Annotated in this window: 27 protein-coding genes and 1 pseudogene; 10 read left to right on the plus strand and 18 right to left on the minus strand. The window is 70.4% G+C overall.

Features of this window, described 5'->3' with window-relative positions:
- Nucleotides 1-76: 76 nt before the first annotated feature.
- Nucleotides 77-445, minus strand: a pseudogene (locus ACTMTI_RS35935) (Tn3 family transposase); the annotation flags it as partial.
- Nucleotides 421-633, minus strand: a complete 213-nt coding sequence (locus ACTMTI_RS35940; RefSeq protein ID WP_441125137.1) for a hypothetical protein — start codon at nt 631-633, stop codon at nt 421-423. The pseudogene ACTMTI_RS35935 and the gene ACTMTI_RS35940, both read right to left, overlap by 25 nt.
- Nucleotides 634-1,070: 437 nt before the next feature.
- On the opposite strand from ACTMTI_RS35940, the gene ACTMTI_RS35945 reads away from it, so the two are divergent.
- Genes ACTMTI_RS35945 through ACTMTI_RS35955 form a run of 3 tightly spaced genes read left to right on the plus strand, consistent with a single transcriptional unit; the run spans nt 1,071 to nt 2,589 of the window.
- Complete coding sequence (locus ACTMTI_RS35945; RefSeq protein ID WP_441125138.1) at nt 1,071-1,670, plus strand: RNA polymerase sigma factor; 600 nt, start codon at nt 1,071-1,073, stop codon at nt 1,668-1,670.
- Nucleotides 1,654-2,304, plus strand: coding sequence for a hypothetical protein (locus ACTMTI_RS35950; protein ID WP_441125139.1), 651 nt, complete (start codon nt 1,654-1,656; stop codon nt 2,302-2,304). Before ACTMTI_RS35945 ends, ACTMTI_RS35950 begins: the two co-directional genes overlap by 17 nt.
- Nucleotides 2,305-2,313: 9 nt before the next feature.
- The gene (locus ACTMTI_RS35955) at nt 2,314-2,589 is read left to right on the plus strand and encodes a hypothetical protein (protein ID WP_441125140.1); all 276 of its coding nucleotides are present in this window, start codon (nt 2,314-2,316) and stop codon (nt 2,587-2,589) included.
- 92 nt (nt 2,590-2,681) lie between these two features.
- On the opposite strand, the gene ACTMTI_RS35960 is transcribed toward ACTMTI_RS35955, so the two are convergent.
- From ACTMTI_RS35960 to ACTMTI_RS35990, 7 genes are all read right to left on the minus strand, one after another.
- Nucleotides 2,682-3,758 (minus strand): SPFH domain-containing protein, encoded by a 1,077-nt coding sequence (locus ACTMTI_RS35960; RefSeq protein ID WP_441125141.1) that lies wholly within the window; start codon nt 3,756-3,758, stop codon nt 2,682-2,684.
- Nucleotides 3,759-3,762: 4 nt separating this feature from the next.
- Nucleotides 3,763-4,194: an NfeD family protein gene (locus tag ACTMTI_RS35965; RefSeq protein ID WP_441125142.1), complete on the minus strand. Its 432-nt coding sequence runs from the start codon at nt 4,192-4,194 to the stop codon at nt 3,763-3,765.
- A 72-nt stretch (nt 4,195-4,266) separates the two neighbouring features.
- Nucleotides 4,267-5,442, minus strand: a complete 1,176-nt coding sequence (locus ACTMTI_RS35970) for an Ig-like domain-containing protein (RefSeq protein WP_441125143.1) — start codon at nt 5,440-5,442, stop codon at nt 4,267-4,269.
- Nucleotides 5,443-5,514: 72 nt separating this feature from the next.
- Nucleotides 5,515-6,618 (minus strand): fumarylacetoacetase, encoded by a 1,104-nt coding sequence (gene fahA, locus ACTMTI_RS35975; RefSeq protein WP_441125144.1) that lies wholly within the window; start codon nt 6,616-6,618, stop codon nt 5,515-5,517.
- A gap of 43 nt (nt 6,619-6,661) precedes the next feature.
- Nucleotides 6,662-7,429: a hypothetical protein gene (locus tag ACTMTI_RS35980; RefSeq protein ID WP_441125145.1), complete on the minus strand. Its 768-nt coding sequence runs from the start codon at nt 7,427-7,429 to the stop codon at nt 6,662-6,664.
- Nucleotides 7,426-8,595 carry a homogentisate 1,2-dioxygenase gene (locus tag ACTMTI_RS35985; RefSeq protein WP_441125146.1) on the minus strand — a complete coding sequence of 390 codons (1,170 nt, stop codon included), beginning with the start codon at nt 8,593-8,595 and terminating at the stop codon, nt 7,426-7,428. The genes ACTMTI_RS35980 and ACTMTI_RS35985 overlap by 4 nt, the downstream gene beginning before the upstream one ends.
- A 79-nt stretch (nt 8,596-8,674) precedes the next feature.
- The gene (locus ACTMTI_RS35990; protein ID WP_441125147.1) at nt 8,675-9,304 is read right to left on the minus strand and encodes an IclR family transcriptional regulator; all 630 of its coding nucleotides are present in this window, start codon (nt 9,302-9,304) and stop codon (nt 8,675-8,677) included.
- A gap of 221 nt (nt 9,305-9,525) precedes the next feature.
- Here ACTMTI_RS35990 and ACTMTI_RS35995 point away from each other — a divergent pair, with 221 nt between their 5' ends.
- The gene (locus ACTMTI_RS35995) at nt 9,526-10,131 is read left to right on the plus strand and encodes a hypothetical protein (protein ID WP_441125148.1); all 606 of its coding nucleotides are present in this window, start codon (nt 9,526-9,528) and stop codon (nt 10,129-10,131) included.
- Between the two features lie 136 nt (nt 10,132-10,267).
- Nucleotides 10,268-10,747 (plus strand): hypothetical protein, encoded by a 480-nt coding sequence (locus ACTMTI_RS36000; RefSeq protein ID WP_441125149.1) that lies wholly within the window; start codon nt 10,268-10,270, stop codon nt 10,745-10,747.
- On the opposite strand, the gene ACTMTI_RS36005 is transcribed toward ACTMTI_RS36000, so the two are convergent.
- Nucleotides 10,729-11,982, minus strand: a complete 1,254-nt coding sequence (locus ACTMTI_RS36005; RefSeq protein ID WP_441125150.1) for an MFS transporter — start codon at nt 11,980-11,982, stop codon at nt 10,729-10,731. The genes ACTMTI_RS36000 and ACTMTI_RS36005 overlap by 19 nt on opposite strands.
- 189 nt (nt 11,983-12,171) lie before the next feature.
- On the opposite strand from ACTMTI_RS36005, the gene ACTMTI_RS36010 reads away from it, so the two are divergent.
- Nucleotides 12,172-13,719 carry an MMPL family transporter gene (locus ACTMTI_RS36010; RefSeq protein WP_441125151.1) on the plus strand — a complete coding sequence of 516 codons (1,548 nt, stop codon included), beginning with the start codon at nt 12,172-12,174 and terminating at the stop codon, nt 13,717-13,719.
- 110 nt (nt 13,720-13,829) lie between these two features.
- On the plus strand, nt 13,830-15,122 hold the full coding sequence (locus ACTMTI_RS36015) for a hypothetical protein (protein ID WP_441125152.1): 1,293 nt from the start codon (nt 13,830-13,832) through the stop codon (nt 15,120-15,122).
- A 107-nt stretch (nt 15,123-15,229) separates the two neighbouring features.
- Here the strand turns inward: ACTMTI_RS36015 and ACTMTI_RS36020 are convergent, their stop codons facing one another.
- The 3 genes from ACTMTI_RS36020 to ACTMTI_RS36030 all read right to left on the minus strand — a co-directional run bounded on the left by ACTMTI_RS36020 (nt 15,230) and on the right by ACTMTI_RS36030 (nt 17,862).
- Entirely contained in the window at nt 15,230-16,690 is a 1,461-nt protein-coding gene (locus ACTMTI_RS36020) for a helix-turn-helix domain-containing protein (protein WP_441125153.1), read from the minus strand.
- 62 nt (nt 16,691-16,752) lie between these two features.
- Nucleotides 16,753-16,953: an EF-hand domain-containing protein gene (locus ACTMTI_RS36025; protein ID WP_441125154.1), complete on the minus strand. Its 201-nt coding sequence runs from the start codon at nt 16,951-16,953 to the stop codon at nt 16,753-16,755.
- Nucleotides 16,954-16,983: 30 nt separating this feature from the next.
- On the minus strand, nt 16,984-17,862 hold the full coding sequence (locus tag ACTMTI_RS36030; RefSeq protein WP_441125155.1) for a LysR family transcriptional regulator: 879 nt from the start codon (nt 17,860-17,862) through the stop codon (nt 16,984-16,986).
- A 61-nt stretch (nt 17,863-17,923) separates the two neighbouring features.
- On the opposite strand from ACTMTI_RS36030, the gene ACTMTI_RS36035 reads away from it, so the two are divergent.
- A complete protein-coding gene (locus ACTMTI_RS36035; protein ID WP_441125156.1) occupies nt 17,924-18,904 on the plus strand; it encodes an aldo/keto reductase in 981 nt (326 codons plus the stop codon).
- Nucleotides 18,905-18,977: 73 nt separating this feature from the next.
- Entirely contained in the window at nt 18,978-19,889 is a 912-nt protein-coding gene (locus ACTMTI_RS36040) for a TIGR03619 family F420-dependent LLM class oxidoreductase (protein ID WP_441125157.1), read from the plus strand.
- Here the strand turns inward: ACTMTI_RS36040 and ACTMTI_RS36045 are convergent.
- The 3 genes from ACTMTI_RS36045 to ACTMTI_RS36055 form a co-directional block, all read right to left on the minus strand.
- Nucleotides 19,882-20,718, minus strand: coding sequence for an NAD(P)H-binding protein (locus tag ACTMTI_RS36045; RefSeq protein WP_441125158.1), 837 nt, complete (start codon nt 20,716-20,718; stop codon nt 19,882-19,884). The genes ACTMTI_RS36040 and ACTMTI_RS36045 overlap by 8 nt on opposite strands.
- Complete coding sequence (locus tag ACTMTI_RS36050; protein ID WP_441125159.1) at nt 20,715-21,593, minus strand: NAD(P)H-binding protein; 879 nt, start codon at nt 21,591-21,593, stop codon at nt 20,715-20,717. Before ACTMTI_RS36050 ends, ACTMTI_RS36045 begins: the two co-directional genes overlap by 4 nt.
- Before the next feature lie 132 nt (nt 21,594-21,725).
- Nucleotides 21,726-22,139 carry a PPOX class F420-dependent oxidoreductase gene (locus tag ACTMTI_RS36055; RefSeq protein ID WP_441125160.1) on the minus strand — a complete coding sequence of 138 codons (414 nt, stop codon included), beginning with the start codon at nt 22,137-22,139 and terminating at the stop codon, nt 21,726-21,728.
- 98 nt (nt 22,140-22,237) lie between these two features.
- On the opposite strand from ACTMTI_RS36055, the gene ACTMTI_RS36060 reads away from it, so the two are divergent.
- Entirely contained in the window at nt 22,238-23,899 is a 1,662-nt protein-coding gene (locus ACTMTI_RS36060) for an alpha-amylase family protein (RefSeq protein ID WP_441125161.1), read from the plus strand.
- Between the two features lie 82 nt (nt 23,900-23,981).
- On the opposite strand, the gene ACTMTI_RS36065 is transcribed toward ACTMTI_RS36060, so the two are convergent.
- Together ACTMTI_RS36065 and ACTMTI_RS36070 are read right to left on the minus strand one after the other, a co-directional pair.
- On the minus strand, nt 23,982-24,722 hold the full coding sequence (locus ACTMTI_RS36065; RefSeq protein WP_441125162.1) for a cytochrome d ubiquinol oxidase subunit II: 741 nt from the start codon (nt 24,720-24,722) through the stop codon (nt 23,982-23,984).
- Between the two features lie 9 nt (nt 24,723-24,731).
- Nucleotides 24,732-25,970 (minus strand): cytochrome ubiquinol oxidase subunit I, encoded by a 1,239-nt coding sequence (locus ACTMTI_RS36070; protein WP_441125163.1) that lies wholly within the window; start codon nt 25,968-25,970, stop codon nt 24,732-24,734.
- Nucleotides 25,971-26,067 lie beyond the last annotated feature (97 nt).

The raw sequence follows: 26,067 nt of genomic DNA on the forward strand, positions 1-26,067 counted from the left end.
CCAGCCGCCCGCCGCACCTTCACCACATCGAGACCCCGGCCCAGCACATTCGACAACGGCACCAACGCCTCGGTGATCAAGCGGCCAGCTCGACGTCGGCGAAGTCGACCTCCTTCAGCAGGGGATCGAACGGATCCGGCCGATGACGTAGCTCGTCGGTGGCGTACGCTCCGAAGCGGCTGATGTGGGCCCGCAGGTACGGGGCGATCTGGTCGGCAGTGATGCTCCAGCCCTCGGCGACCAACTGCCGCACGACGTCGGAGATGTCCAGCGCGTTGTGGAAGACGACCAGGTTAGCCAGCAACGTGTTGAACTTGATCAGTTTCTCCTGCTCTTCGGGGTCGTTGTCGGCCAGCACCCCGCCGAAGCCGAGCCACTTGGAGAACCCGTTGTAGGACTCGACCTTGTTGGTCGCCGCAGTTACCCGCGCCCGCAACCCCGGATCCTGTGTCGGCGGTGGATCTCCAGCGCCAGGGGGGTGAACGGATAGTCGCCGACCGTCAGCCAGGGCTCGAAGCCTAACTTTCGCAAGTCATCGCTGTCGCCGTCGGGGAAGGCGTTGATGACCTCGTCGTCGATTTCGCTCCACTCGCCGTTGGCGTAGTGCATGGCACGGTACGGGCCTGCGTTCACATGGTCCTCCCTCTCAAAAGACAGCAGCTCCAAGTCGGCTGGTCGGCGTCCTGCTTGGCTCCCCAACCAAACGGCTGCAACTAAACCTTGGCGACCGCCAGCTCGGCCGCCTCCAGCGCGGTGGCCAGGCGCTCGCGCTCGTCCGGATCCAGGCGTGTCTCGCCGAGTTGGTGGGCCAGCAGGAGTTGGAGGCTCTCGGCGCCGCGCGGCTCAAAGATCGCGACACTGCAGAGCTGCTGGATCTCCTGGCCGCGATCAGGCTGCCACGTGCGGCGAGCTCGCGACCGCAGATCTCGAACCTTACGGGCTGGGTGAGGCGGAGGCCGTCGAGTTGCGGAGCTGGATCGCCGCGTGGCGGGACGATCTCGGGCGCAGGCGCGGAATGTCCGACTAGACGGGAACCCTGGGGTTCAGCCGGACAGTAATCATATGTGGACATGTCATTACGGACCCGGATACGTGACGGGGACAAGGCGGCGTTCGGCGAACTCTTCGACGAATGTTCCAAAGCCGTCTATAACCACGCCTTCCGCCTGACCGCCAACTGGTCCACGGCAGAGGACGTGATGGCACTGACGTTCCTCGAAGCCTGGCGATTAAAGGGCCGGATCGACCCCGAGGGCGGCTCTTTGCGGCCGTGGCTGCTCGGCATCGCCACCAACGTGGCCCGCAACGTCCGCCGGGCTGCCCGCCGCCATGACGACGCCCTGGCCAGGCTGCCCAGGGGCGAGGAGGTGCCCGACTTCGCCGACGAGGTCGTGGGCCGCATCGACGACGCCGAACGGCTGGCCGGCGTCCGCCGCGCGTACGGGCGGCTGCGGCGCCAGGAGCAGGACGTGTTCGCGCTGTGCGTGTGGGCCGGGCTCGACTACGCGCAGGCGGCGGAGGCGCTCGGCATCCCGGTGGGCACGGTCAGGTCCCGGCTGTCGCGGGCGCGCAAGAAACTCGCGGCGGAGGGGGAACCGCCTCCGCCGGCCCGACAGGTAGTAGGTGACCCCGGCCCGGAAAAGGAGGAGATCAATGAACTGGCCGACTGAGCGTGATCTTCCCGAGGGCCGTCACCGACTGCTCAAGGAGTTCGTGATGACGGAGATCGACAACAAGCCGCCGCGCAAGCGGTTGCCGCGCCTGGCCATCCTGGCTCCCGTCCTCGGGCTCGCGGTCGCCGTCGCGGTGGCGGTGCCGCTGGTCGGCGGCACCCCCGCGTACGCCCTGAACAAGACCCCCGACGGCCTCATCAACATCACGATCAACGAGGTCAAGGATCCGAAGAAGCTCCAAGAGGACCTGCGGGCCATGGGGGCGAACGTGGTGGTGGACTACATCCCCAGGGGTAAGAAGTGCAGCCCGCAGCCCCGCAGCAGCCACTTCCTCAGCAGGGAGGAGGCGCCGCTGTCGGTCTTCCCGCGCCCCGCCGACGTCACGGAGCCGGGCTTCGTCATCGACCCGAAGGTCATCGGCCCGGGGCAGACGGGTGTGCTGGAGTTCAGCATCTCGAAAGTTGGCGACGAGACCGAGGGGACGGATTACGGCACCACGGGGGCGGACGGCTCTTTGATCGTTCGCGACGAGAAGGAGATCATTGTGGTGGGCAACTGGTTCCGCGTCGGCGAGGACCCGATCGCCGACTGCACGCTGGTGGACACCACGGACGCGCCTCTGTCCCACTGATCCGACGGCATGCCCTCATCCCGATGCCCGCCGCATTACTATGCGTGCGGGCATCGTCACGATTGCGGCCCCGGCGGTTTCCCCTCGCCTCTCATAGAGGCCGACAACATCAGCATCTACTCGTGGGCCGAGATCTCCGAGTGGCTGCGCACCAAGATGCGGGATGACATCCCGCAGGAGAACCCGGACGTCGCCTTGGCGGATGCGCTTGTCAAGGTCAACTGCCGAGCCCGAGCCGCGCATCGTGAGGATGGGCTTCGCCACCTGTTCGAAGCCATCGCCTGACCTGGCGTCTCACCCCTCGACCGACTCTCGACCGACCGTGAACGCGGCCCGGCACACGCACCCTCCGCGTGCCGGGTGCACTCACCTGGACCTCAGCGCCCGGTTTCCTTGGGCTCTCGCTCCAGGTCGGGGAACGGGGACGGCCCCTGGACGCCCTGCGTGAGCTGGCGCGGCCCGTTCGGGCTCTCGGCCTCCTGTGCGTCCGCGACCGCCTCGGCCGCCGCCTCCGAGGCCTTGGCCACTTCCTCGTCGGCCTCCGACGTCTCGGGCAGCTGGTCCCGCGTGGCCGCCGACTTCGGCAGGGCCTCCGTGAACGCCTTCGAGACCCCCTGCAGCGCCGAGGTGACCTCGCTCGGGATCACCCAGAACGTGTTGCCGCTCCCCTGCGCCAGTTGCGGCAGCACCTGCAGATACTGGTACGCCAGCAGCTTCGGGTCCGGGTCGTTGCGGTGGACCGCCTGGAAGACCTGGTCGATGGCGCGCGACTGGCCCTCGGCCTCCAGGATGGCGGCGGTGCGCTGGCCCTCCGCGCGCAGGATGCGGCTCTGCTTGTCGCCCTCCGCCGTGAGGATCTGCGACTGGCGCTGGCCTTCGGCGTTGAGGATCGCGGCCCGCTTGTCCCGCTCGGCCCGCATCTGCTTCTCCATCGCGTCCTTGATGGTCTTGGGCGGGTCGATGGCCTTGATCTCGACGCGGTTGACGCGCAGCCCCCACTTGCCGGTGGCCTCGTCGAGGACGCCGCGCAGCTGGCTGTTGATGGTGTCGCGCGAGGTCAGGGTCTTTTCCAGGTCCATGGAGCCGACGACGTTGCGCAGCGTGGTGACGGTGAGCTGCTCGACGCCCTGGATGTAGTTGGCGATCTCGTACGCCGCCGCCCGCGGGTCGGTGACCTGGAAGTAGAGGACGGTGTCGATCTCGACGACCAGGTTGTCCTCGGTGATGACCGGCTGCGGGCGGAAGGAGACGACCTGCTCACGCAGATCGATCATCGGGTAGACGCGGTCGATGTAAGGGATGACGAAGTTGAGTCCCGGCTTGAGCGTGCGGTGATAGCGGCCGAGCCGCTCCACGTTGCGCGCCCGGGCCTGCGGGATGATCCGCACGGCCTTGAGCAGGGTGATCGCCGCGAACAGTATGACGAACAATCCGACCAGCAACAGCGGATCCATTGGCTCACTCCCGGGGATATACGAGGGCTGTCGCGCCCTCGATCTCGATGACGTCGACGGTGGCCCCCGTGGGAATCACCAGGGTTTCGTCGTAGGCGCGGGCCGACCACTCCTCGCCCCCGATGCGTACGCGGCCGTCGCGTCCGGTCACTTCGGAGACCACGTAGGCGGGCTTGCCGATGAGTGCTTCCACGCCGAACCGCTGCAGCGGCGGGTGCTTGATGTGGCGCATCGCTATCGGCCGGAGCACCACCAGGCCGGCCGTGGACGAGACGGCGAAGAACAGCAGCTGCAGGGGAACGGGCAATCCGATGGCGGCGGTCGCGGCGGTCAGCAGGGCGGCCACGCCGAGAAGACCGAGTGAGGCCGTGAGGGTGAAGATCTCCGCCACGCCAAGGACGACTGCCAGGATTACCCAGATGATCCATTCATCCATGTCCGGCCCTCCTCATAGGACAACGGGCCTGTATCCGCGAGTGGTTCCCCCTCCTCTACCGTAATCCCGGATTTACCTATTCGGCACCCATCCACCAGCGGAGTCGGTGACATACAACGCGCTGCCCTGCCGCCATTTCTCCCACGGCAGCTGCCAGAAGCCCCAGCCGTTGTTCCATTCGAGCTCGCGGTCGGTGCCGGTGATGGTCACCGGGTCGCCGCGGAGGGAACTGTCGTAGAACCAGGCGGCCTGGTCGGGCCGGGCGTTGACGCAGCCGTGGCTGACGTTTTCCCGGCCCTGCGCCCACACGTTGTCCTTGGCGTGCACATATTCGCCGGTGTTGGAAATGCGCACGGCGTGGTCGATCAGCAGGTCGTAGTAATCCGGATCGCCTTTGTCGCGGCCGGGGGAGACCATGCGGACCGGGTTGGCCTTGTCCATGGTCAGATGGATGCCGCTGGTCGTGGTGTATTCGCGGGTGGTGGCCATGCCGGCGCTGATGGCCATGTGCTGCATGACCTCGCCGTCGCGCTGCACGACCATCTGGTGCGTCCTGGTGTCGATCACGCTGGTCTGCTCACGGCCGACGGTGAAGACGAACGTGGAGTCGGTGGTGCCGTAGACGCCGGTGGCCAGGCGCACGCCGGCCAGGTGCGCGGTGACCGTGACCCGCTGCCTGGGCGCCCAGAAGCCGCGGGTGCGGTAGATCACCTGGGTGTCGCTGATCCATCGCCACGCGCCCTCGACCGGGGTCTCCGCCTTGACCTCCAGCGCCCGCTCGACGGCGGCCTTGTCCGTCACGGGGGTGTCGAAGTCGATGATGATCGGCATGCCGACGCCGACCGTCTCGCCGGGCAGGGGCGCGGTGGAGGCGATCTGGAAGCTCTGCTCGGCCGGGCGGGTGCGGAAGCGGCTCACGGCCACCGTGGCGGGGCCGTTGGCGCCCGCGGCCGTGGCGGTCACCGTGTATTCGGCCGCGGGCTTGAGCGTCCAGTCGGAGCGCCAGATCGTGCGGGAGCCGTCGAGCCTGCCGGGCACGGGCACGGGCTGCCCGGCCTGGTAGGCGACCACCTGGCTGAGCGTGCCACCGCGTGCCTGGACCACCAGGCCGCGGTCGGGGCGCGCGCGCTTGGTGTCGGGGACCGGTGAGATCTGCACGACCGGTGGCGCGGCCGGGGCCTCCGTGGTCCGCCAACTGCACCCGCAGATCAGGAGAAAGGCGACACAGATCATCGCGGCACGCCGCATGTGACACCTGCTTTCCGAGGGATGGGGTATCCCAGGGTAGCGTTCGGTCAGCGGACGAGCACGCTGAGTCACCTATAGGATGGTTCCGGACACCTCCCCCAATGTCAGGTCACCCGCCGTGGCGCGAATGGTCACCGTGTCCCCGTCCTCCAGGAAGGAGCGCGTCTCGCCGCCCGCCAGCTTGATGGGATCGGTCCCGTTCCAGGTCAGCTCGATGAGCGAGCCGCGCTCGCCGCGCTCGGGCCCGGAGATCGTGCCGCTGGCGAACAGGTCTCCGGTGCGCAGCGACGCCCCGTTCACGGTCATGTGCGCGAGCATCTGGTCGGGCGTCCAGTACATGCTCTGGTACGGCGGCCGCGCCACGACCTCCCCGTTGAGCAGGATCTCCAGGGTGATGTCCAGCCCCCAGTCGTCCTGTCTGCGCAGGTAGCCGGCGGGCGGCGGATCCTGGGTCCGCCCGGGGATCCTGGGCAGCGCCTCCAGCGGCGTGACCCAGGGCGAGATCGACGTGGCGAACGACTTGCCCAGGAACGGCCCGAGCGGCACGTACTCCCATGCCTGGATGTCGCGCGCGCTCCAGTCGTTGACCAGCGTCACCCCGAACACGTGCTCCTCGAACGCCCCGGCAGACGTGCCGAGCTCGGTCGGCACGCCGACCACGAACCCCAGCTCCGCCTCGATGTCGAGCTTCGCGCACGGCCCGAACACCCCGGCCCGGAGCTGCCCGCGCGGCCGCTTGACCGGCGTGCCGGACACGACGACCGTGCCCGCCCGGCCGTGGTATCCGACGGGCAGGTGCCGCCAGTTCGGCAGCAGCGGCTCGGCGTCGGGACGGAAGATCTTGCCGATGTTGCTCGCGTGGTCGATCGAGCAGTAGAAGTCGACGTAGTCGGCGACCTCGATCGGCAGGTGCAGCGTCACCTGCTCCAGCGGGATCAGGTGCCCTTCGGTCACGGAGAGGTCGCCGGTCAGTTTGTTCTGGATCAGCGTCCTGGTGTCGTGCCAGGCGGCGCGGCCCCTGGCCAGGAACGGGTTGAGCGAAGGCGCGGCGAACACCTCGTCGTGCAGCGCGGCGGTCAGGTCGAGCACGCTGTCGCCGTACCGCACCCCGACCCTCGGCGACTCCCCTGGAGGGGAGAAGACCCCGTAGGGCAGGTTGTCCACTCCCCAGCTCACAGGCGCTCCTTCGCGGGTCCTGAGAGCAAGCAGCTGTGGTCGGTCACGGAATCTCCTCGATCAGTCCGAGCGTGCGCAGATCTTCGATGGGCGCGTGGGTGTTGCATGAGCCGTAGCTCACCAGCAGCCGCCGGGCATGGTTCGCGGTGTCCTCGGGGATGGCCTGCGCGAGGCGTACGAGATTGCCCACGTCGGTGGCGCGCAGCACGGGCACGGGGTCGCGCCCCTCGACGGCCTCGCAGACCGCGAGCAGCAGGTTGAGGAAGCCGTGCCGGTCCACGCCGAGCGAGGGGTCGAAGTGGCGTATGGCGTGGTGGAGCCCGGCGGTGGCCTTGAACGGCACATCGTGCTCCACGCAGAACCTGATGAACAGCCCCAGATGCTCCGCCGGTGGAAAGGCCTCGGCGGAAAGGCCGCCGCAGCGCACCTTCAGCCCCACTCCGTCGGGCACGCTGATGCCGAGCTTGCCCGGGGCGACCTCGGCGAAGAGCCGCACCCCGTCGGGCAGGGCCAGCTTGCCCTCCAGTTCCTCGATCGTCGTGCCCGCGGGCAGCGCCGCCTCGACGAAGTCCACGGGCAGGTCGTCGAAGGGAGGCAACTCCGTGAGGTCGACGATCAGCCCGATCCGCCGCGGCCGGAAGTCCATGCCGCGCAGCCGGTCGAGCCGGCTGGCCGGGCACAGGAAACGGTGCGTGAGCACCGGGTGGCCGCTCTCCAGGTCGCGCTGGTGGCGTGCCAGCGCGTCGTCCATGTGCAGGGACGTCGGCGGGAACAAGCCCGCGTCGTCCACCAGTGCCGTGTAGACGCTCATCGTGCCCACGTCCAGGCGTAGTCGGGATCCTCGCAGGACAGCGCGCCCTGGCCGAGGTCGAGCGGACGGAACGTGTCGACCATCACCGCCGTCTCGCTCGTGGTCGTGACGCCCCGAGCCACCGCGTCGATCACCGCCTCGACCGCGCCCGGCTGCGGCCCGTGCGTGAACCCGGCCGGATGCAGTGAGATGGAGCCGACGTCGATGCCCGAGCCCCTGCGCGCGGAGTAGTCGCCGCCGACGTAGAACATGAACTCGTCGGAGTCCACGTTGTGGTGGTTGTACGGGATCGGGATGGCCTCGGGGTGGTAGTCGAGCGGCCGAGGGCAGAACGAGCACACCACGAACCCGGGCCCCTCGAACGTCTGGTGCACCGGCGGCGGCGCGTGCGTCTTCTTCACGATCGGCTCGAAGTCGCGGATGTTGAACGCGTACGGATAGAGGCAGCCGTCCCAGCCCACCACGTCGAACGGATGGTTGCGGTAGACGAGCCTGGTCAGCCCGCCCCGCGTACGCACCAGCACCGGCACGTCCGCACCCTCGACGACGTGCGGCTCGGCGGGGGCGCGCAGGTCGCGCTCGCAGTAGGGCGCGTGCTCCAGGAACTGCCCGTACTGCGACAGATAGCGCTTCGGGGGCCTGATGTGCCCGGACGCCTCGATGGCCAGCACGTTGACCTGGCCGTTCGGCACCCACCGGTGGATCGTTCCGGTCGGGATGACGATGTAGTCGCCCTCCCCGGCCTCGATCACGCCGTAGGTGGACTCGAAGCGGACGCTGCCCGCTTGTACGTAAACGCACTCGTCGCCCATGGAGTTGCGGTAGAGGTCGCTCGGGCGGTCGCTGGTGGCGTACGACAATCGGACGTCGCCGTTGCCGGCCAGCAGCATGCGCCCGCCGACCAGGTCCCCGGCGCTGGACAGCTCCTGGGCGCGGAAGTGACGGGGCGAGAGTGGCAGGTTGGGCTCCAGCCGCGTCTCCGTCATGGGCGTGACCGCCTCGGCCTTGACGATCGCGGTCGGCAGGTAACGGTGGTAGAGCAGCGAGGAGTCGGACGAGAAGCCTTCCTCGCCCATCAGCTCCTCGGCGTAGAGACCGCCGTCCGGCCGCTTGAACTGCACGTGCCGTTTTCGCGGCACTTCTCCGACGACGCGATAGTACGGCATCCACCCCTCCATCCCTGTCCGATTAACGGACGGGAGCGTCCTCTATATGCAAATACCGTCTGCTATCGGTCAGCGGATGTCAACCCAGCGCAGCCGACAGCTCGGCGGCGGCCTCCACCACCCGCGGCCCCGTGGACTCCTCCAGCGGCCCGAACGTCACCACCCCCACCGACGCCTCCAACCACGGCAACCCGGTAACTGGTGCGGCGACCCCGCGCGCACCCTCCTGCAACTGCCCCTCCGTGACGAAGTAGTCGTGCCGCCCCTCACGCAGCGCCAGGATCGCCTGCCCCGCCGCGCCTTTCGCGAGCGGATGGCGAGCGCCCTCGCGGTAGGCCACGTGCATGTAGGTCCACGACGGCTCGACCACCGCCACGGCCAGCCCGTCATCGCCCTCGGCCACGGTCAGGTGGGCGGTCGCGCCCACTTCCTCGGCCAGCCGCCGCAGCGTCGGCACCGCGGCCGCCCGCAGCAGCGGCTGCACCGCCTGCGCCAGCACGAGCACCCCGAACCCCAAGTGCACCCGCCCCTCGGCGTCCCTGCGCACGAAGCCCTCGTTCATCAGCGTCGTCAGCAGCCGATAGACCACGGGTCTGCTCAGCGACAACTCGACGCTCAGCTCCGTCGGCGTGCGGCCGTCCTTACCGTCGGCGAGCAGGCGGAGCAGGCGAAGCCCGCGCTCCAGGGTCTGAGCGGATTCAGCGGCCATGCAAACGATTATCTAGTGACGCCGCGAGGGAGTGCCGTCGCCTGGAGGAGCGGCGGGAGCGTAGCGACCAGAGCGGGGGAAGGCGGCGGCGTCTGGCGACCGAGCCCGCCTCACGAAGTGAGGCCATGAACCGCGAAGTGAGGCCATGAACACACGCTGACGAGGGTACGTACCGGGATAGCAGAGCCGGGGGGTCAAGGATGCGGCAAAGGTGGGTGTTCGTGCTCGCCGGATTGATCATGTGCGCCTTGGCCTGTTTCGTGCCGACGATCTCCGCCCCCATCGCCAACATGTCCCGCCAGACCCCGCTCAACCCCGCGGAGGACCGCCTGGTCGAGGACACCATCTACGTCACCGAGGGCATCGAGGTGAGCCGGCGGCTGACCCCCACCGCGAAGGGTGTCGGGTTCCGCCCCGGTTACCTCGCGGTGGGGGTCAAGCTCGACGAGAGCGGCAGGCTGTACGGCACGCCCAAGCGCTCCGGCACGTACGTCGCCCCGGTCCAGCTCTGCGCCGGCCAGTCCTGCCAGGAGCAGGAGATCACCCTCGTCGTGCTCCGCTACGTGGCCTGGGAGCCGCGCGAGCTGACCTTCCCCGGCCGGCACGGCACGCCGCTGGACGGCGAGATCGGCATCAACGGCGGCCCGCCCGGCGTGGTCCCCACCTTCACCGTGACCGATCACGCCAGGCTGCCCAAGGGCGTGACCATCGGCCCCGACGGCCACGTGGGCGGCGTCCCGGCGGCGCCCGGCATCTCGGAGGTCCCGGTACGCATCTGCGTGGCCGGCAACTGCGCGGGCGTCGTGGTACGGCTCATCATCGTCTGACCTGCGAGGTAGGGCTGACCCCACCTGAGCTGGGGGGACGGCGGGCATGACCGGGAAGGGGCTGCGGCGGAGACTTCAGGTGTACCGCCTGACGCTCGGTGTCAGGCGCGACCCCCGCACCTATGGAGGCTCCGCCATGAGCGCCGTCACCGATCTCCGCAGCACCGGCCTGCCGCCCACCAGCCCGCCACCCGTCGTGCACGCCGCCGCCATGCTCTGGTGGTCGGCGGTCGCGTTCGGGGCCTTCGAAGCCGTGCTGATGGTCATTCGCGAGCTGGTGGAGGGCACCTCCACGGTCGCGGGCCTGCTGCCCGGCGTGGGGTTCCGGCTGGCGGTCTTCGCGGGCGTGATCTTCCTGGCACTGCGGATGAGGCGTGGCCGGAACTGGGCGCGCTGGACGCTCGCCGTCGCGCTGGGCGGGTTCGGCACGCTCTCGCTCGTGATCGAACCCGCCGGCTGGCTGCTGGACGGCGGCTCGATCGCCGAGGCCGTCGCCGGGATGGACGCCATGGGCTGGGTGTTCGCGACCAGCCGGGTCCTGCACCTGGTGGCCGTGCTGGGCGCGGTGACGCTGATGTTCCAGCCCAGGGCCAACGCCTATTTCGCCTCTACCTGAACCGGCTCCAGTCGCGGCGCGCGCAGGTTGCGCACCCCTGGGGCGAGCAGCGCGCCGAGCGTGCACAGCACGATGATGGCGGCGCAGATGAGCAGCCCCTGCTCCGTCCCGAAAACGCGCGCCGCCGGACCCGCCAGCATCAGCCCGATCGGCCCGAACATCAGCGACCCCAGCATGTCGTACGAGCTCACCCGCGACAGCGACTCGGCCGGCACCTCCCGCTGCATCGTCGTCTGCCACAGCACGCCGAACACGTCGAAGCACACGCCGAGCAGGAAGGCCCCCGCGACGATCGCCCACAGCGGCGCGTCGAGCCCGAGCAGCACGTACGGCAGCGCGGTGGGCAGGCAGAGCAGCACCGCCACCAGGATCGGCCGGCTGGGCCGCAGCCGGATCGAGAACAGCACCCCGGCGATCATGCCGATGGCCTCGCCCGCCAGGAACGCCGACCAGGCCAGCGGGCCGCCCTGGTTCTCCTTCGCCCACAGCGGGCCGAGCACCCCGTGCCCCGCCTGGATGGCCATGACCAGCAGCGAGAACTGCGCGACCACCACCCACAGCCACTGCCGGGAGCGGAACTCGCGCCAGCCGTCGCGCAGATCGGCCAGCACCGAGTGCTGCTCGCCCTGGGGCCGCTCGCCGGGCGTCAGCCGCAGCAGCGTGATCAGCACGCCCGCCGCCGCGAACATCACTCCGCTCGCCGTCAGTGCCCAGCCGCCGCCGACCAGCGCCACCGTGCCGCCGCCCAGCACCGCCCCGGCCACGCGGGAGGCGTTCGCACCCAGGCCGAGCAGCGCGTTGCCGGTCTGCAGCCGGTCCAGCGGCACGACCTCGGGGATGATCCCCTGCAACGCGGGGAACGTGACCGCAGAGGCGAGCCCGGTCACCGCCGCCGCGGCGACGAGTGCGGGCAGTGGGGTCCAGCCGGTGAGCAGCATGGCCCCCAGCGCGAAGAGCCCCGCCGCCATCAGGAAGTCCCCGGCCATCAACACCCGCTGCCGCGGTAACCGGTCCGCGATCACGCCGCCGGCCAGCATGAACACGATCATCGGTAGCGCCTCGGCGGTGAGCACCACGGACAGCGTGGTCGCGTCCGCGCCGGGCAGGCCGAGGACGCCGAACGCCAGTGCCACGGGCACGAACGCGCTGCCGAGGACCGAGATCGTCCTGGTGGACAGGAACAGCGCGAACTGGCGATCCCGGAGCAGACCGAGATCGCGTATATAGCTTTGCACCGGCGAGAACCCCCTGTAAAACGGTCAAACCCTGCTATTCTGCCGTCCTTCTCAAGGCTTGTCGCCCCAATATTCTTGTCATCCGGCAACAAGACCGAACGCGGAATGTGCCGCGGTTTGGCAAGAATCCCGGCCCCCTTCTCCCGTAATTTGCTAGGTCCCTGAAGCCGACACGGAGGGGACCCCGGCTTGTTTGAGTCTGTCGGCCGGTTGATCTATCGCGGCAGGCGGACGCTGCTGGTGCTGAGCCTGGCGGCGGCCGTGCTCGCCGCACTGCCGGCACTCGAGTTGCCCGGGCGGGTGGCGATGGCGGGTGCCGACGTGGTCGTGCTCTACCGGCACCCGACGGCCGAGGCCAGGGACGCCCGATACAAGAAGGCGGTGCACGACTCGCTGCGCCGGCTGCCGGGCGAGTACGTGCGCGAGGTGGCGACGTACTGGACGACCGGGGCGAAAGGGATGGTGTCGAAGGACGGGCACGCGACGTACGCGCTGGTCACGCTCGAAGGCGAGAAACAGGCCGGGTACGCCGCGATCGCGGACCGGCTCAAACGGGTCCGCAACCTGCACGTCGAGGTCGGCGGGGCGGTGCCGCTGCTGGCGGCGCTCAACGACCGGAGCGCCGTCGAGCCGGCCCTCGCGGCGGCCGTCGCGCTGCTGGCGCTGCTCGTCGTCGTGTTCGGGGGCCTGGTGGCGGCCGGGCCGCCGCTGCTCGTGGGGCTGTTGGCGGTGCTCGGCGGGCTGGCGCCGCTGACCGAGGTCACCGTCCTGTCGTTGAGCGTCGTCACCGCGCTGGGGTTCGGGCTGGGCCTGAGCTACTCGATGGTCGTGGTCAGGGCCTTCAGGGAAGAGATCGGCGACGGGGCGTCGAACGAGCAGGCCGTGGCGCGGACGATGGCCACCGCCGGGCGGGTCGTGGCGTGTTCCGGGCCGGCGGTGGCCATCGCGCTGCTGGGGCTGCTGCTGTCCACGCAGCCGGTGTTGCGCTCGATCGGGCTCGGCGGGGCGGCCGCGGCGCTGGTCGCGACGGGGTCCGCGCTCATCGTGCTGCCCGCCGCGCTGGCGATGCGCGGAGCGGGCGCGGCCGTGCCGCGTGGGTTGCGGCGGCCGCCGGCGCACGCCGCCGCCGTGACCGTCGTGCTGGTGTCGCTGGGGGCACCGGTCCTGCTCGGGTCGTTCGGCGGCGTGGACTCGATGGCCGGCGGTGTGGACCACCGGGTGCTGCCCGCCGCCGCCGAGAGCCGCCGGGTGGCCGAGGCCGTGGCCCGGGACTTCGCCGAGGGCCTTCCGGACGCGCACCGGGCGGTGGTCGGTGGGCCGGCCGTCGTGCTGGACGACCTCCGCGCCACGCTGCCCTGGGTGGTGCTGGTGAGCTCGGTCGCCGGGGTGGCCCTGGTCGCCGCGTCCCGGGCGCTGCCCACGGCTCGGGAGCGGCCCATCGCGCTGCCCGCGGCGGTGGAGGGTCCGGTGGTGCCGGTCGACGAGGGCGGTCCGGTGGTGACGTTCAACGGGCGGCCGGCCGTCTTCGGTGCGGACACCGATCCCGTGCCGCTGCCGGTCGCGCACGGGTCCGGCGACGCCGCGCCACTCCGCAGGCACCCCTACGCGACCCCGCCCGCGACCAGGAAGGGAGAGGAGGAGGGGCCGCGATGGGTCAAGGTCACGGAGGGGCGTACCAGGGTGGTGCGGCCCAATGCCGATGGTTCCGGGTGGATGTGGGCGGAAGTGGAGTCGTAAGTGACTCGCTGTCGAGAATGGCGTGAACAAGCCGTCGATTTCATTGAACGTCGTTGATCGTCCAGATATTGTGCATATGCCCACGATCACCCCCGGGAAGTACAGGTGCCATGCGACGGCGGTTACGGCAGTTCTTCGTCATCGGACTCACGCTCTCCCTCCTGGGCATCGGCGTTCCGGCGTGGTCGCAGGACGACCCCAGGAGCTGTAACGACCTGATGGCCGAGGACACCCCGGCGTACGTGGTCTGCCGGTGGATGGCCACCCCTGAGGAAGCCGCGGAAATCGCGAAGTTCTGGCTCGACAACGACGGCCAGAACATGATCGACTCCGGCCCGATGGACCCGATCGGGATCGACTGCGCCGAGCCGGGCAACGAGTGCGCGACCGACTCCGAAGGCGACGGCGAGATGCACGACGTCGGGGAGCCGGACGTCGAAGGCGCCGAGGACGGCGGCACCCCCGAGTGCCAGAACGGCGAGCAGTGCTACGTCGACCCCAGCGAGATCACCGCCGCTGAGAAGACCGCCGCCCAGGAGACCCCGGCCGGCAAGGCCGCGCAGACCCTCGCCCAGACGAACATGCGCGTCTGGATCGAGACGGAGCTGGCCGACGACTACAAGGCAGGCAAGCTCGCCGAGGCCGCCAAGAAGATCGCCGCACTGGCCGCCGCCCAGCCCGGCGTCGTGGGCATCAGGTTCACCTCGCAGCTCGGCTACAACCAGACCTTCGCCACCGCGGACGAGCTCGACAAGTTCGTCGCCGAGACCGCGACCGCACTGCGCACCCTGGCGCCGGGCAAGAAGCTGGCCGCCCACACGTTGGTGCCGCTGCTCGGCTGCGGCGCGAACGATGAGTGCAAGGCCGAGATGACCAAGAAGCACCCGCTGGCCGACCCGGAGCGCATCGGCGCCTGGCTGGCCAAGGGCTACCTCGATCAGCTCGCCCTGGACAACGGCCACCTCGCCACCGCGTACACGACCTGGCAGATCGACCCCGCCCAGGCCCAGCGCAACCAGTGGATCCAGGTACGCGCCCGCGCCTGGGACGCCTACGCCCAGATCGCCGCCGAGGACGCGGGCTTCGCCGCCGCCGGCGCTTCCCAGCTCACCGAGGAGCAGGCCACCAAGGCCATCACCGAGCGCATCGCCACCCCGCTCCAGGACGACGCCGCCGAGACGGTCACCCTGTGGACCCGCTGGCAGAACGACCAGGGCCAGGTCAACCGGGTGTACGGGGAGAAGTGGGCGAGCAACGCCGCCTGGGAGCAGCTCAAGAAGCTCGGCACGGTACGCGCCCGGCTGGCCACCATCTACGACCCGGCCAACCCCGAGGTCGACCTGGCCACCGACCTGAAGAACCTGTCGGAGGTCTTCGGCCAGGTGTACCTGCACACCGCCTGAACGTCCCGCGAGATCTCACCGGACACGCGGCCCGCCCCCAGGGGCTGGCCGCGTGCCCCACGGGCGGCCCGGCATGGCGTGATGCTCTGAGCGACGCGCGTCCGTCCTCAGCGCTTCCCGGCTGCCCCGATGACGGCCTGCCGGGCGCGCAGCGCGATCTCCAGCTCGAAGCGGATGTCCGGGTCGGCGAGCTGGTCGCCGTACAGCTCTTCCAGCTGCCGCAGCCGATAGCGCACGGTCTGCGGGTGCACGTGCAGCTTGGCCGCCACCTCGCCGGCGCCCCTCCCGTACCGCAGCCAGGCCAGCAACGTCTCCGCCAGCCGGTCCTGCTGCGTGGGCCGCAGGTGGGCGAGTGGCGCGAGACGCGTTTCGGTCAGCGTGCTGACCAGTTCCTCGTCCTTGAACACCACCAGCGTGGCCAAGTGGTCCTCGCACCGCAGCAGCCCGCCCGGCAGCACGCCGCGCCGGGACAGCTCCAGAGACTCCTGCGCCCACCGCAGCGAGGTCGCGGCTGCGGCCAGCGGCACGGGGGGTCCGATGGCGGCCCGGCGCCCGCGCAGGGCCTGGTGGAGCATCTGCGCCTGGCCGGGTCCGTTCGGATCGGGCACCAGCAGGCACGGCACGGGCCGCTCCAGACCCACCAGCACGTCGGGCGGCAGAGCGGGTGCACGGTAAGGGCGGGGCTCGGCGCGGCCACGGCGCCCGTCAGCGCGCCCATCGGCGCGCCCGGAGTCCCGCCGGGAGCCGGCGTTCGCCGGAGTGGAGCCCGCTCCGGAAGGCGTCTGTGCAGGGGAGTGACCGGAATGCGCCGGAGGGGCATGGGCGCTGCCGGGCGGCGCCGGAGGGGCATGGGCGCTGCCGGGTCGTGTCGGCGGGGTGTGGGCGCTGCCGGGTTGCGGTGGCGGGGTGTGGGTGCCGCCGGGTAACGCGGCGGCGGGAGGCGGGCCCGGCTGGTCGTCGAGGGCCACGCAGGCGACCGTCCTGGGTAGTCGCCATCCCGCCGCCTTGGCCAGGTCGGCGACCGCCTCGGCGCTGGCGGGCGGCTGGCTGAGGAGCAGGTCGAGCAGGCGGCTGCGGCGGCGTTCGATCTCGCCGGCCGTGTGCGCCCTGGCCTCCTCGAAGCCCTCGGCCGCCGCGTCGGCGAGCCGGTCGAGGTAGACGAAGATGGCCTCGCCCAGGTCGTACAGCGACTCGGGGGACAGGCCGAGCGGCCTGGCCAGCTCCGTCAGCCGGCGCCAGCCGACCCGGGCGCTGAGCCGCATCGCGCTCTGGAGCGGCTCCAGGTTGCGGCCCTCGGCGGCCTCGCTCCTGCCGATCATGCGGAACGGATCGGGGTCCCAGGGAGCGGCCGGGTTCTCGATGCTGTCGAGGAAGCCCTCGATGGCCTGCTCGACCGCCATCCTGAGGGCCTTGGCATAGAGCTCGTCACCCGTTCGGGCGTACTCGGGGATCCGGGCCTGGATCTCCTTGACCACCTCTTCGGAGAGCCGTCCGATGCCCGTCCTGAGCGGTGTCACGATGTCCGCAGATGTACGGCGGCGTTCGCTGCTGTCACTCTTGATGGCCATCGTCCCTCCTGTCGCCATTGTGACGTAGGCGGCAGAGGTTTTGTAGCAAATGCTTGTTTCCGTCATTTCTGAAGGAACGCGCCGAACTCCTCCGCGTCGATCAGCCCGTCGCCGTCCTTGTCGAGCCTGCGCACCCCTTCCTGTGCTGCCTCCAGCGTCACCGGCTGGCCGAGCACCTCCATCAGCCGTACGAGCTCGACGGCGGAGATGCGGCCGTCGTGGTCGGCGTCGATCAGGTCGAAGGTGATCGCGTAGTCGCTCATGGGTCGCCCTTCTGCGGATCCGATGTCGCGTCAGACCTTAGTCGCGACGCTGCGCAATGCGTCGATGAATGCCATGACTTGTGGCCTCTTATCCCCTTCGCGCCGCGCGATCGCCAGCTCCCCCGGGGGCAGCCCGGCCACCGGCCGGTACGCCATGCCGGGTCTGTTGTAGAGCGTGGCGTTCCCCTCGGCCACGAGCACCACGCCGAGCCCGCTGGTCACGGCCTCGAACACCTCCTCCGGCGTATTGGCGGTGACCCCGACGACCGGCTCGTCGTCCCGGGCGTCGCGCCCGAGCCAGAAGTCCCGCAGCGGCCCCGCCGCCGGGGGCAGCGCGATGAACGGCTCGTCGCGCAGCGCCGCGAACGGCACCTTCGCCAGCCCGGCCAGGGGATGGTCGGCCGGCATGGCCACCCCTCTGTCCTCGGTGGCCAGCACGTACGTGCTGAGCCCCGGCGCTGCCGGCAGCCAGATGAACGCCACATCGGAGCTGCCGTCGGCCAGCCCGCCGCTCGGATCCCCCCAGCCGACCAGCCGCAACGACACCTCCCACCCCGGCATCGCGGTACGGAAGAGCCGCAGGGCCTCCTGCTGCAACCCTCGCCCCACGGCCGTCTGCATGCCGATCACCAGCGTCCCCGAGGGCACCGCCGCCCGCGCCGTCTCCACCCCGGCGGCCCACCGTCCGAGCAGGTCGCGGGCGATCGGCAGCAGCGCCTCGCCCTGCCCGGTGAGCGTCACCCCGCTGGGCGTCCGCTCGAACACCCGGAACCCGAGCTGCCGCTCCAGCACTCTGAGCTGCTTGGACAGCGCAGGCTGGGAGACGAACAACCGCTCGGCCGCCCGCGTCACGTTCAGCTCCTCGGCCACCGCCACGAAATACCGCAACTCCCGCAGATGCACGTCCATAACCACTGGTTATAACAAAGGGTCTTGGACGCCGCGCACCCACCGCAGCATGATCTGTCCTATGAAGACACGCCAACTTGGAAGCCTGCAGGTCCCCGCCATCGGCTACGGCGCGATGGTGCTGTCGCCGGGGATCTACGGCGACATCGACGACACCCGCGCGCAGGCGGCGCTCAAGGCGGCCCTGGACGCGGGCGCGACCCATGTGGACAGCAGCGACGCGTACGGCGTGGACAGCCACAACGAACGCCTGGTGGGCCGCGCGATCAAGGGCCGCAGGGACGAGGTGGTGGTCGCGACCAAGTTCGGCCTGGCGATCCCGGAGGGGGAGCCGAGTCGGCCGCATCCGGTCGGGTACGCGTTCGGCGAGCTGCACGTGAACGCCGACCCCCGCCTCGTCCGCCGCTACGCGGAGCGCAGCCTGCGCAACCTGGACACCGACGTGATCGACCTCTACTACCTGCATTACCCGGACCCGGGCGTGCCGATCGAGGACACCGTGGGGGCGATGGCCGGCCTGGTGCGCGACGGCCTGATCAAGCACATCGGCCTGTCCAACGTGACGGCCGGGCAGCTGCGGGCGGCACATGCCGTGCACCCGGTGTCGGCCGTACAGAACGAGTGGTCGATGTGGCGGCCCGTGGACCCCGGCCTCCTGGCGACCGCACGGGAGCTGGGCGTCGGTATCGTCGCCTGGAGCCCTCTGGGGACGGGATTCCTGACGGGCACGGTGCAGTCGCTGGGCGAGAACGACTTCCGCCACAACGCCCCCCGCTTCTCGGCGGAGAACCTGGCGGCCAACAACGACCGCTACGCCCCCATCAGGTCCCTGGCCGCCCAACTGGGCATCACCCCGGCCCAGCTCGCCCTGTCCTGGCTCCTGCACCAGGACGAGCACGTGGTGGCGATCCCCGGCAGTCGCACCCCGTCCCACATCGAGGAGAACCTGGCCGCCGCCGACCTTACCCTCCACCCGGACACCCTGGCCAGAATCGACGAGGCCCTCAACAAGTTCGAGGTCACCGGCGGAACCCTCCTCTGAAGCACGGGCCTCCACGCGCCGAGTTCCGCCAAACTGGGTGATCCCCTCTCAGACCCCTTTGAAAGGCCCTCCCATGCCCCTGCTGCGCCTCGGTGTCTCCCTCCAGCCGCGCTGGCCGCTCGACGACGGAACCGCCGTGCTCCGCGCCGCAGGCCATGCCGAGGACCTGGGCTTCGACCACGTCGCCATCGGCAACCGCCTTTTGGACAGCGGTTTCGGCCTCGACACCGACCCACTCGTCCTGCTGGCGGCCGTCGCAGGCGCGACGACGCGCCTGCGACTGCTGACATCCGTGCTCGTCGCGCCCTACTATCCGGCGCTGGTGCTCGCCAACCAGGCGGCCACCCTGGACGTCGTGTCCGGAGGCCGCCTGGTCCTGGGCGTCGGCACCGGGTGGAACCCGGATGAGTTCGACGCCGTCGGCGTACCCGTCCGGGAACGCGGCGCACGCACCGACGACCACCTCGCGGCTGCCAAGGTCCTGTGGGCGCAGCGGCCCGCTGACTTCGACGGGCCGTTCACACGACTGCGCGCCGCACACCTGGGAGTGCCGCCGGTCACCCCCGGCGGCCCTCCCGTGTGGGTCGGTGGCCGCAGCGACGCCGCCCTGCGTCGCGTCCTGCGGTTCGGCGACGGCTGGTACGGCACTGGCGCCGACGCCGCGGAGGTCACCGACGTGCGCCGCCGCCTGCGCGAACTCGCCGCGGACTCAGAGGATGCCGACCGCCTGACACTCGCTTCGGCCCAATTCCTCACCCCACCCGGCATCCCCGCAGCGGCGCCGGCACCGGGACGGCCGCTCGGCGGGGCGGCGCCCACCGCGGCAAGCGTCGCCCACGACCTCGGGCGGCTCACCGAGGCGGGGCTCACCGCCTGCACCGTGTGGCTGCCCACCGCGGCTGAACATGCGGAGAAGGCGATGGAGTGGATCGCAGCCGAGGTCATGCCGCAGCTCACCGGAGATGGTCCGCCGGGGACTATCTGAAGGCCCCCACGTGTTCGGCGGCCCACTCCGCGAAGGTTCGCCCCGGCCGGCCCGTGAGGCGGGGGACGACGGCAGCCCATTCCTCGTTGACAGGGGCGGGAGCGCGGGCCGCCTCCGCCCACATCCCGAACAGCCAGTCGACGACCTCAGCCGGATACCCGTCCCGGATCCACTGCTCCCGCGCCGTAGCCGGGTCCTGCTCCTCGAACCGCACCCGCTCCCCGAGAGCCTTGCCGATCGTCTCGACCTGCTCGGCAACGGTGAGCGCCGCCGGCCCGGCGAACGTGTAGGCCTGGCCCGCGTGGCCGTCCTCGATCAGTACCGTGGCGGCGACGGCGGCGACGTCGGCCTCGTGCGTGGGCTGGGTGACCGCACCGCCGTACGGGCGGCGCACCACCCGGCCGGCGCGGATCGACGGCGCCCAGTCCAGCCAGTTGCCGGCGAACTCGCCCGGGCGGACGTGGGTCCAGTCCAGGCCCGACGCCTCCACGGCCCGCTCCACCACGTGGTACCCGTCTTCGAACGCCTCGTCCTCGGCCCCGGCACCCGACAGGTCCACGATCCGCCGCACCCCCGACTCCACGGCCAGCGCGACGACCTCGGCGGCGGCATGCGCCACCGGGAAGAGGTACAGCCGCTCCACACCGGCGAGCGCCGCCCGCAGGGACTCCGGACGTTCCAGGTCGCCTTCGCACACCTCGACCCCGCTGGGCAGGGCGGCGGTGGCGGGGCGGCGGGTCAGGGCGCGGACGTGGCGGCCCGCCTTCAGCAGCTCCGCGACGACTCGCCGGCCCACGACGCCGGTCGCCCCCGTGATCAGGATGGTCATGCCGCCTCCCCGAGGAAGTCCGCCGCGTGGTCTTGGGCCCACCGGGCGAAGGTGCGCGGCGGGCGGCCGGTGATCTCCTCGTACGTCCTGGTCGGTGGCAGCGCCCCAGGCCCGTCCACCGCGGCGGCCAGCAGCTCGATCAGCCAGTCGGCGACCTCCGGCGGATACCCGTCCGCGAGCCACTGCGTGCGGGCCTGAGCAGGGGTCAGCTCCTCGAAGCGCACCTCCGCGCGGATGGCGGCGCCGATCGCGGCCGCCTGCTCGGCCTGGGTGACCTTGGCCGGGCCCGTGATCGTGTACGCCGCGCCGAGGTGGTCATCGGTCAGCAGCGCGGCCACCGCCACCTCGGCCACGTCCGCCTCGTGGACCAAGGGATAGCCCGACCGGCCGTACGGCTCGCGTACCGTGCGCTCGGCGCGGATCCGCTCCACCCAGCCGAGGGCGTTGGCGGCGAGCAGCCCGGGACGGACGTGTGTCCACTCCCTGCCGGTCGCCTCCACCTCCAGCTCCAGCCCGCGATGGGCCTGGCGTTCATCCTCCAGGTGGCGGGCCAGCGCGCTCGGGTCGTCGGACGGCGCGAACCCGGCGGCCGCGGCCGAGTGCACCACGAACCTGCGGACGCCTGCCGCGGCGGCCTGCTCGACGAACCCGGTCCCGCACGCGAATGGGAACAGGTAGACCCGCTCGACCACGTCCAGCGCGCCCGGCCAGGTCTCCGGCCGCGTGAAGTCCGCTCGCACCGGCTCCACTCCGTAGGGGAGGCGGGCCGACTGCGGATCGCGCACCATGGCGCGTACCCGCTGGCCGGCTCCCACCAGCCCGTCCACCACGCGACGGCCGATGTTGCCGGTCGCACCCGTTACTAAAATCGTCACGTTGCTCCTCTGATTTGCCTGATGGGGCAATCGGCCGCCGCCGCGTCCGTGGCCATGGTTTCGCGGCGGCGGCTCTCGACCCCGGGATGCTAGGCCGGTTTCAGAGGGCTCGCATATGGATCGGTCCAAGGCTCAGACATGCACGGCCTGCCGGGACTCGTACCAGGTCTCGCCGACCGGCTCGCCCGCCATGTTCCAGCTCCAGGACTCGGTCGGCGTGACGCGGGCATAGAAGCCGGGCCCCACCATCCCGGCCCGTTCGACCGGTGGCTCGGCCCGGCCGTAGACCCGTATGCCGCGCGCGATGAACGGGTCGAACGACACCATGTCGTCGACGACCAGGGCGACCTTGAGGTGGCCTGCCCGCAGGTTGCGGAACTTGCGGGTGCGCAGGACGGTCTCGCCCGTGCCGCCGACCCAGAAGCACGTCCCGTCGTACTCGAACGCGACCGGCACCACGTCGGGTTGCTCCCCGTCGGACAGGGTCGCCAGCCGGGCGAGCGGCTGTGACCGCAGGTAGGCGATCTCCTCTTCGGTGAACGACATCGCAGATGACTCCTTTCTCCAGCAGTTACACGAACGGCATCCGGCCGAATCGACGGCGCCGTCGGGGTAGCGGGGCCGGTCACGGGTAGCGAGCACGCATGCGACTCACGTACACCTCCGACGTGTGGTGGAAGAACGCGGTCATCTACTGCCTTGACGTGGAGACGTTCAAGGACGGCAACGATGACGGCGTGGGCGACTTCCGCGGGCTGACACAGCAGATCGACTACCTGGCAGGGCTGGGCGTGACCTGCCTCTGGCTCATGCCGTTCTTCCCCACCCCCAACAGGGACGACGGATATGACATCACCGACTTCTACAGCATCGACCCGCGATTGGGGACGCTGGGCGACTTTGTGGAGTTCATGCGGACCGCCCACGACCGGGGCCTGCGCGTGATCGCCGACCTCGTCGTCAACCACACCTCTGACCAGCACCCATGGTTCCAGGAGGCGCGGTCGAGCAAGGACTCGCCGCGCCGCGACTGGTACGTCTGGTCCGACACGCCCGAGCCGGACGACCCGAGCAAGGTGCCCTTCCCGGACAAGGAGAACAGCTTCTGGGAGTACGACGAGGGCTCGGGCCAGTACTACCTGCACAGCTTCTACCGGCACCAGCCGGACCTGAACGTCGGCAACCCCGAGGTGAAGGACGAGATCGCGCGCATCCTCGGGTTCTGGATGGAGCTGGGCCTGTCGGGGTTCCGGGTGGACGCGGTGCCGTTCCTCATCGAGAACATCGATCCGAAACTGGCGAACCCGCACGAGTTCCTGGCGGACCTGCGGGCGTTCATGATGCGGCGTAACGGCGGGGCGATCCTGCTCGGCGAGGTCAACGTCCCGTACAAGGAGCTGCTCCGCTATTTCGGCGACGGCCTCGGCGACCAGATCACCATGTGCTTCGACTTCATCGGCATGCAGCAGGCCTGGCTCTCGATGGCCCGCGAGGACGCCGCGCCCCTCGCCGCCGCCCTGCGCGAGCGCCCCAAGCCGCCGAAGGACTGCCAGTGGGCCATCTTCCTGCGCAACCACGACGAGCTCACCCTCGACAAGCTGACGGAGGAGGAGCGGCAGGAGATCTTCCGCGCGTTCGGCCCGCGCGAGGACATGCAGATCTTCGGCCGCGGGCTGCGCCGCCGCCTGCCCACCATGCTCGGCGGCGACCTGCGGCGCATCAAGATGGCCTACAGCCTGCTGTTCTCGATGCCCGGCACGCCCGTGATCTTCTACGGCGAGGAGATCGGCATGGGGGAGAACCTGGACGAGGAAGGCCGCATGGCGGTACGCATCCCGATGCAGTGGTCGGAGGACGGCGGCTTCAGCCAGGCCGAACCGGTACGCGAGATGGCGGCCGGTTCCTTCGCCCCCGACCGGGTCAACGTGGCCGACCAGAAGCGGGACACGAACTCGCTGCTGCGCTGGTTCCAGCTCCTGATCGAGCGCTACCGGGAGTGTCCAGAGCTGGCGTGGGGCGAGTACACCGTGCTGGACAGCGGCCACAAAGCGGTCCTCGCGCACCGTAGCGACGTCGACGGCGCCACCGTCGTGATCGCGCACAACTTCTGCGACACGGCCGTGGACGTGCAGCTCACGTTGCATGGGCTGGAGCGCTGCTACCTGACGGATCTGCTGGTGGACGAGACGCTCGAGGTCTCGGCCGAGAGCACGGTACGGGTGCCACTGGGCCCGCACGGCTGCCGCTGGCTGCGCGCCTCGCCCCCGGAGCTGCCCCCGGAGGACGCCTCGGCCAAGGCGATGTAGCGGGTACGGGCTCCGTCAAGGGGCCATGTGGTCCTGCACGAGCGCCCAGCCGAGGACGGCGCTGATCCGGGAGCCCGCGGGCTCACAGGTAGGACGGGCCGCTCACCCGGTGCCGGAACGTCCACCACACCCACGCCTGCGAAGCCACCAGCAGCGGGATCATCGTCATGATCACCGGCACCAGCAGCGCCCCCGAGGTCCCCGCCTCCAGGGGCAGCCGCAGCCCGGCCAGCACCCCGACGGCCACCAGTGCCGCGGAGGTCAGCGCGTACGTGCGGGCCTCCTCGGCGCCGCCCGACAGCACGGCCGCCCGCGCCCGCAGCGCCCCGCGCAGCCGCAGCGCCGCGAACGCCAGCCCGTGCGTGCCGAACAGCGCGGCCACCACCAGTGCGGGCAGCGCGGCGGCCGGCCCCTGGAGGCCGAGCAGCACGTGCCCGATCAGCAGCCCCCAGCTCAGCGCCAGCCCCCAGCTGCCCGCCACGATCGCGCCGTCCCAGAACGCCTGCCAGCCTGTCCCCGGCAGCCGCCCTCGCAGCCACAGTCCCATGTCCCGGATCACCCATGCCAGCAGCAGCGACACGACCACCGTGTAGTTGCCGCTCAGCAGTTCACCCTCCAGCTCGGGGAACAGCCCCGCGAGCACCCCGGCGGTCGCCACCAGCCACACCTCGTTGCCCAGGAAGAACGGCGCGATCGCGGCGATCACCTCGCGCCGCTCGGCGGCGGAACGCCCCAGGTACGGCAGCGCCATGCCGACCCCGATGTCGGCCCCGGCCAGCACGAGGTAGCCGAGCGCGAAGAAGGCCAGGATGAAGATCTCCATGACGGCTCCTCAGAAGGAAAGAGCGGGGACGGAAGGGGCGCCCAGCGTCACCGTGGCGGGTCCGCGGCGGGCGTGCCTGGCCAGCAGCCAGTAGTTGATCACGATCAGGACGGAGAACACGGCGGCGAAGGCCGTGATCGAGAACCTCATCTGCGCCTCGGTGACGGGCGACATCGCATCGGCCGTCTTCAGCAGCCCGTAGACGGCCCACGGCTGGCGACCCATCTCCCGGAAGATCCACCCGGCGATCATGGTCACGAACGGCACGGGGATCATCCCGGTCAGCAGCCAGTGCCAGGGCCTGAACCCCCGCACGGCCGGCCGGAAGAACATCAGCAGGAAGCTCAGCCCGCCGGCGAACATCATCAGCGCGAACAGCGCCATCATCGCGGTGCCCGCGCCGTTCACCCAGCCCACCGGCGGCAGGTAGTCGCCGGGGCCGTATTTCGCCACCATCTCGGCCTGGGCCGCGGCGAGCCCGTCCGCATCGCCCCGCCAGGCGGCCAGCTTGGTCGGCTGCATGGTCGCGAAGCCGAGGCCGCCGAACGTGGCGGTGAAGAACGTCGCCGGCAGCGCCACGCCGATCCCGATCCGCAGCGACTTGCGGAAGAAGTCCTGTTCAGCGGTGCGCTTGCGCAGGTGGTACGCGCTCACCCCGGCCATGAAGAACCCGCCGGTGATCAACGCGCCGCCCAGCACGTGCCCGAACGCGACCTGCGCGGCCGGGTTGGCCACCATCGCCCCGAAGTTGGTCAGCCGCAGCGCGCCGCCCTCCACCACGTACCCGACCGGGTTCTGCAGGAAGCCGTTCGCGATCATGATCCAGAACGCCGACGCGTACGCGGTCAGCGTCACCACCCAGATCAGCGCCAGGTGCGCCCACCGATTCAGCCTGTCCCAGCCGAAGATCCACAGCCCCAGGAACGTGGCCTCGATGAAGAACGCCACCAGCGTCTCGATCGCCAGCGCCGAGCCGAAGACGTTGCCGGCGTACTCCGTGAGCCCGCTCCACGACAGCCCGAGCTGGAACTCCATCACCAGGCCGGTGACGATGCCCATCGCGTAGTTGATGATGTAGAGCTGGCCCCAGAACCGCGTCATCCGCAGGTGGACCGGATTGCCGCTGATCGTGGCCCGCGTCTGGATGACGGCCACCAGCGTCGCCAGCCCGAGCGTGAGCGCGACGAAGAGAAAATGCGCCCCCGCCGTGAGTGCGAACTGCAACCGTGCCAGATCCACCGTTTCCATGCTCGGAGAATCCCGGTACGGCTTCGCCCGCCGCGTCATGCCCGGGCGGTCACCTGGCGTACATCGCGCGATGCAGGGGACCGTCCGGGCGTACGAC

It is taken from the genome of Nonomuraea sp. H19 (assembly GCF_052068215.1).
Taxonomy (GTDB): Bacteria; Actinomycetota; Actinomycetes; order Streptosporangiales; family Streptosporangiaceae; genus Nonomuraea.

What these genes read in the sequence shown, in the direction of transcription:
- ACTMTI_RS36070 (WP_441125163.1), bottom strand. Translation starts at nt 25,970, where the DNA reads ATGGAAACGGTGGATCTGGCACGGTTGCAGTTCGCACTCACGGCGGGG.
- ACTMTI_RS36015 (WP_441125152.1), top strand. Translation starts at nt 13,830, where the DNA reads ATGCGACGGCGGTTACGGCAGTTCTTCGTCATCGGACTCACGCTCTCC.
- ACTMTI_RS35955 (WP_441125140.1), top strand. Translation starts at nt 2,314, where the DNA reads ATGCCCTCATCCCGATGCCCGCCGCATTACTATGCGTGCGGGCATCGT.
- ACTMTI_RS35945 (WP_441125138.1), top strand. Translation starts at nt 1,071, where the DNA reads ATGTCATTACGGACCCGGATACGTGACGGGGACAAGGCGGCGTTCGGC.
- ACTMTI_RS35970 (WP_441125143.1), bottom strand. Translation starts at nt 5,442, where the DNA reads ATGCGGCGTGCCGCGATGATCTGTGTCGCCTTTCTCCTGATCTGCGGG.
- ACTMTI_RS35990 (WP_441125147.1), bottom strand. Translation starts at nt 9,304, where the DNA reads ATGGCCGCTGAATCCGCTCAGACCCTGGAGCGCGGGCTTCGCCTGCTC.
- ACTMTI_RS35965 (WP_441125142.1), bottom strand. Translation starts at nt 4,194, where the DNA reads ATGGATGAATGGATCATCTGGGTAATCCTGGCAGTCGTCCTTGGCGTG.
- ACTMTI_RS36060 (WP_441125161.1), top strand. Translation starts at nt 22,238, where the DNA reads ATGCGACTCACGTACACCTCCGACGTGTGGTGGAAGAACGCGGTCATC.
- ACTMTI_RS36030 (WP_441125155.1), bottom strand. Translation starts at nt 17,862, where the DNA reads ATGGACGTGCATCTGCGGGAGTTGCGGTATTTCGTGGCGGTGGCCGAG.
- ACTMTI_RS36020 (WP_441125153.1), bottom strand. Translation starts at nt 16,690, where the DNA reads ATGGCCATCAAGAGTGACAGCAGCGAACGCCGCCGTACATCTGCGGAC.
- ACTMTI_RS36000 (WP_441125149.1), top strand. Translation starts at nt 10,268, where the DNA reads ATGAGCGCCGTCACCGATCTCCGCAGCACCGGCCTGCCGCCCACCAGC.
- ACTMTI_RS35980 (WP_441125145.1), bottom strand. Translation starts at nt 7,429, where the DNA reads ATGAGCGTCTACACGGCACTGGTGGACGACGCGGGCTTGTTCCCGCCG.
- ACTMTI_RS36035 (WP_441125156.1), top strand. Translation starts at nt 17,924, where the DNA reads ATGAAGACACGCCAACTTGGAAGCCTGCAGGTCCCCGCCATCGGCTAC.
- ACTMTI_RS35960 (WP_441125141.1), bottom strand. Translation starts at nt 3,758, where the DNA reads ATGGATCCGCTGTTGCTGGTCGGATTGTTCGTCATACTGTTCGCGGCG.
- ACTMTI_RS36055 (WP_441125160.1), bottom strand. Translation starts at nt 22,139, where the DNA reads ATGTCGTTCACCGAAGAGGAGATCGCCTACCTGCGGTCACAGCCGCTC.
- ACTMTI_RS35950 (WP_441125139.1), top strand. Translation starts at nt 1,654, where the DNA reads ATGAACTGGCCGACTGAGCGTGATCTTCCCGAGGGCCGTCACCGACTG.
- ACTMTI_RS35985 (WP_441125146.1), bottom strand. Translation starts at nt 8,595, where the DNA reads ATGCCGTACTATCGCGTCGTCGGAGAAGTGCCGCGAAAACGGCACGTG.
- ACTMTI_RS36045 (WP_441125158.1), bottom strand. Translation starts at nt 20,718, where the DNA reads ATGACCATCCTGATCACGGGGGCGACCGGCGTCGTGGGCCGGCGAGTC.
- ACTMTI_RS36025 (WP_441125154.1), bottom strand. Translation starts at nt 16,953, where the DNA reads ATGAGCGACTACGCGATCACCTTCGACCTGATCGACGCCGACCACGAC.
- ACTMTI_RS36040 (WP_441125157.1), top strand. Translation starts at nt 18,978, where the DNA reads ATGCCCCTGCTGCGCCTCGGTGTCTCCCTCCAGCCGCGCTGGCCGCTC.
- ACTMTI_RS36065 (WP_441125162.1), bottom strand. Translation starts at nt 24,722, where the DNA reads ATGGAGATCTTCATCCTGGCCTTCTTCGCGCTCGGCTACCTCGTGCTG.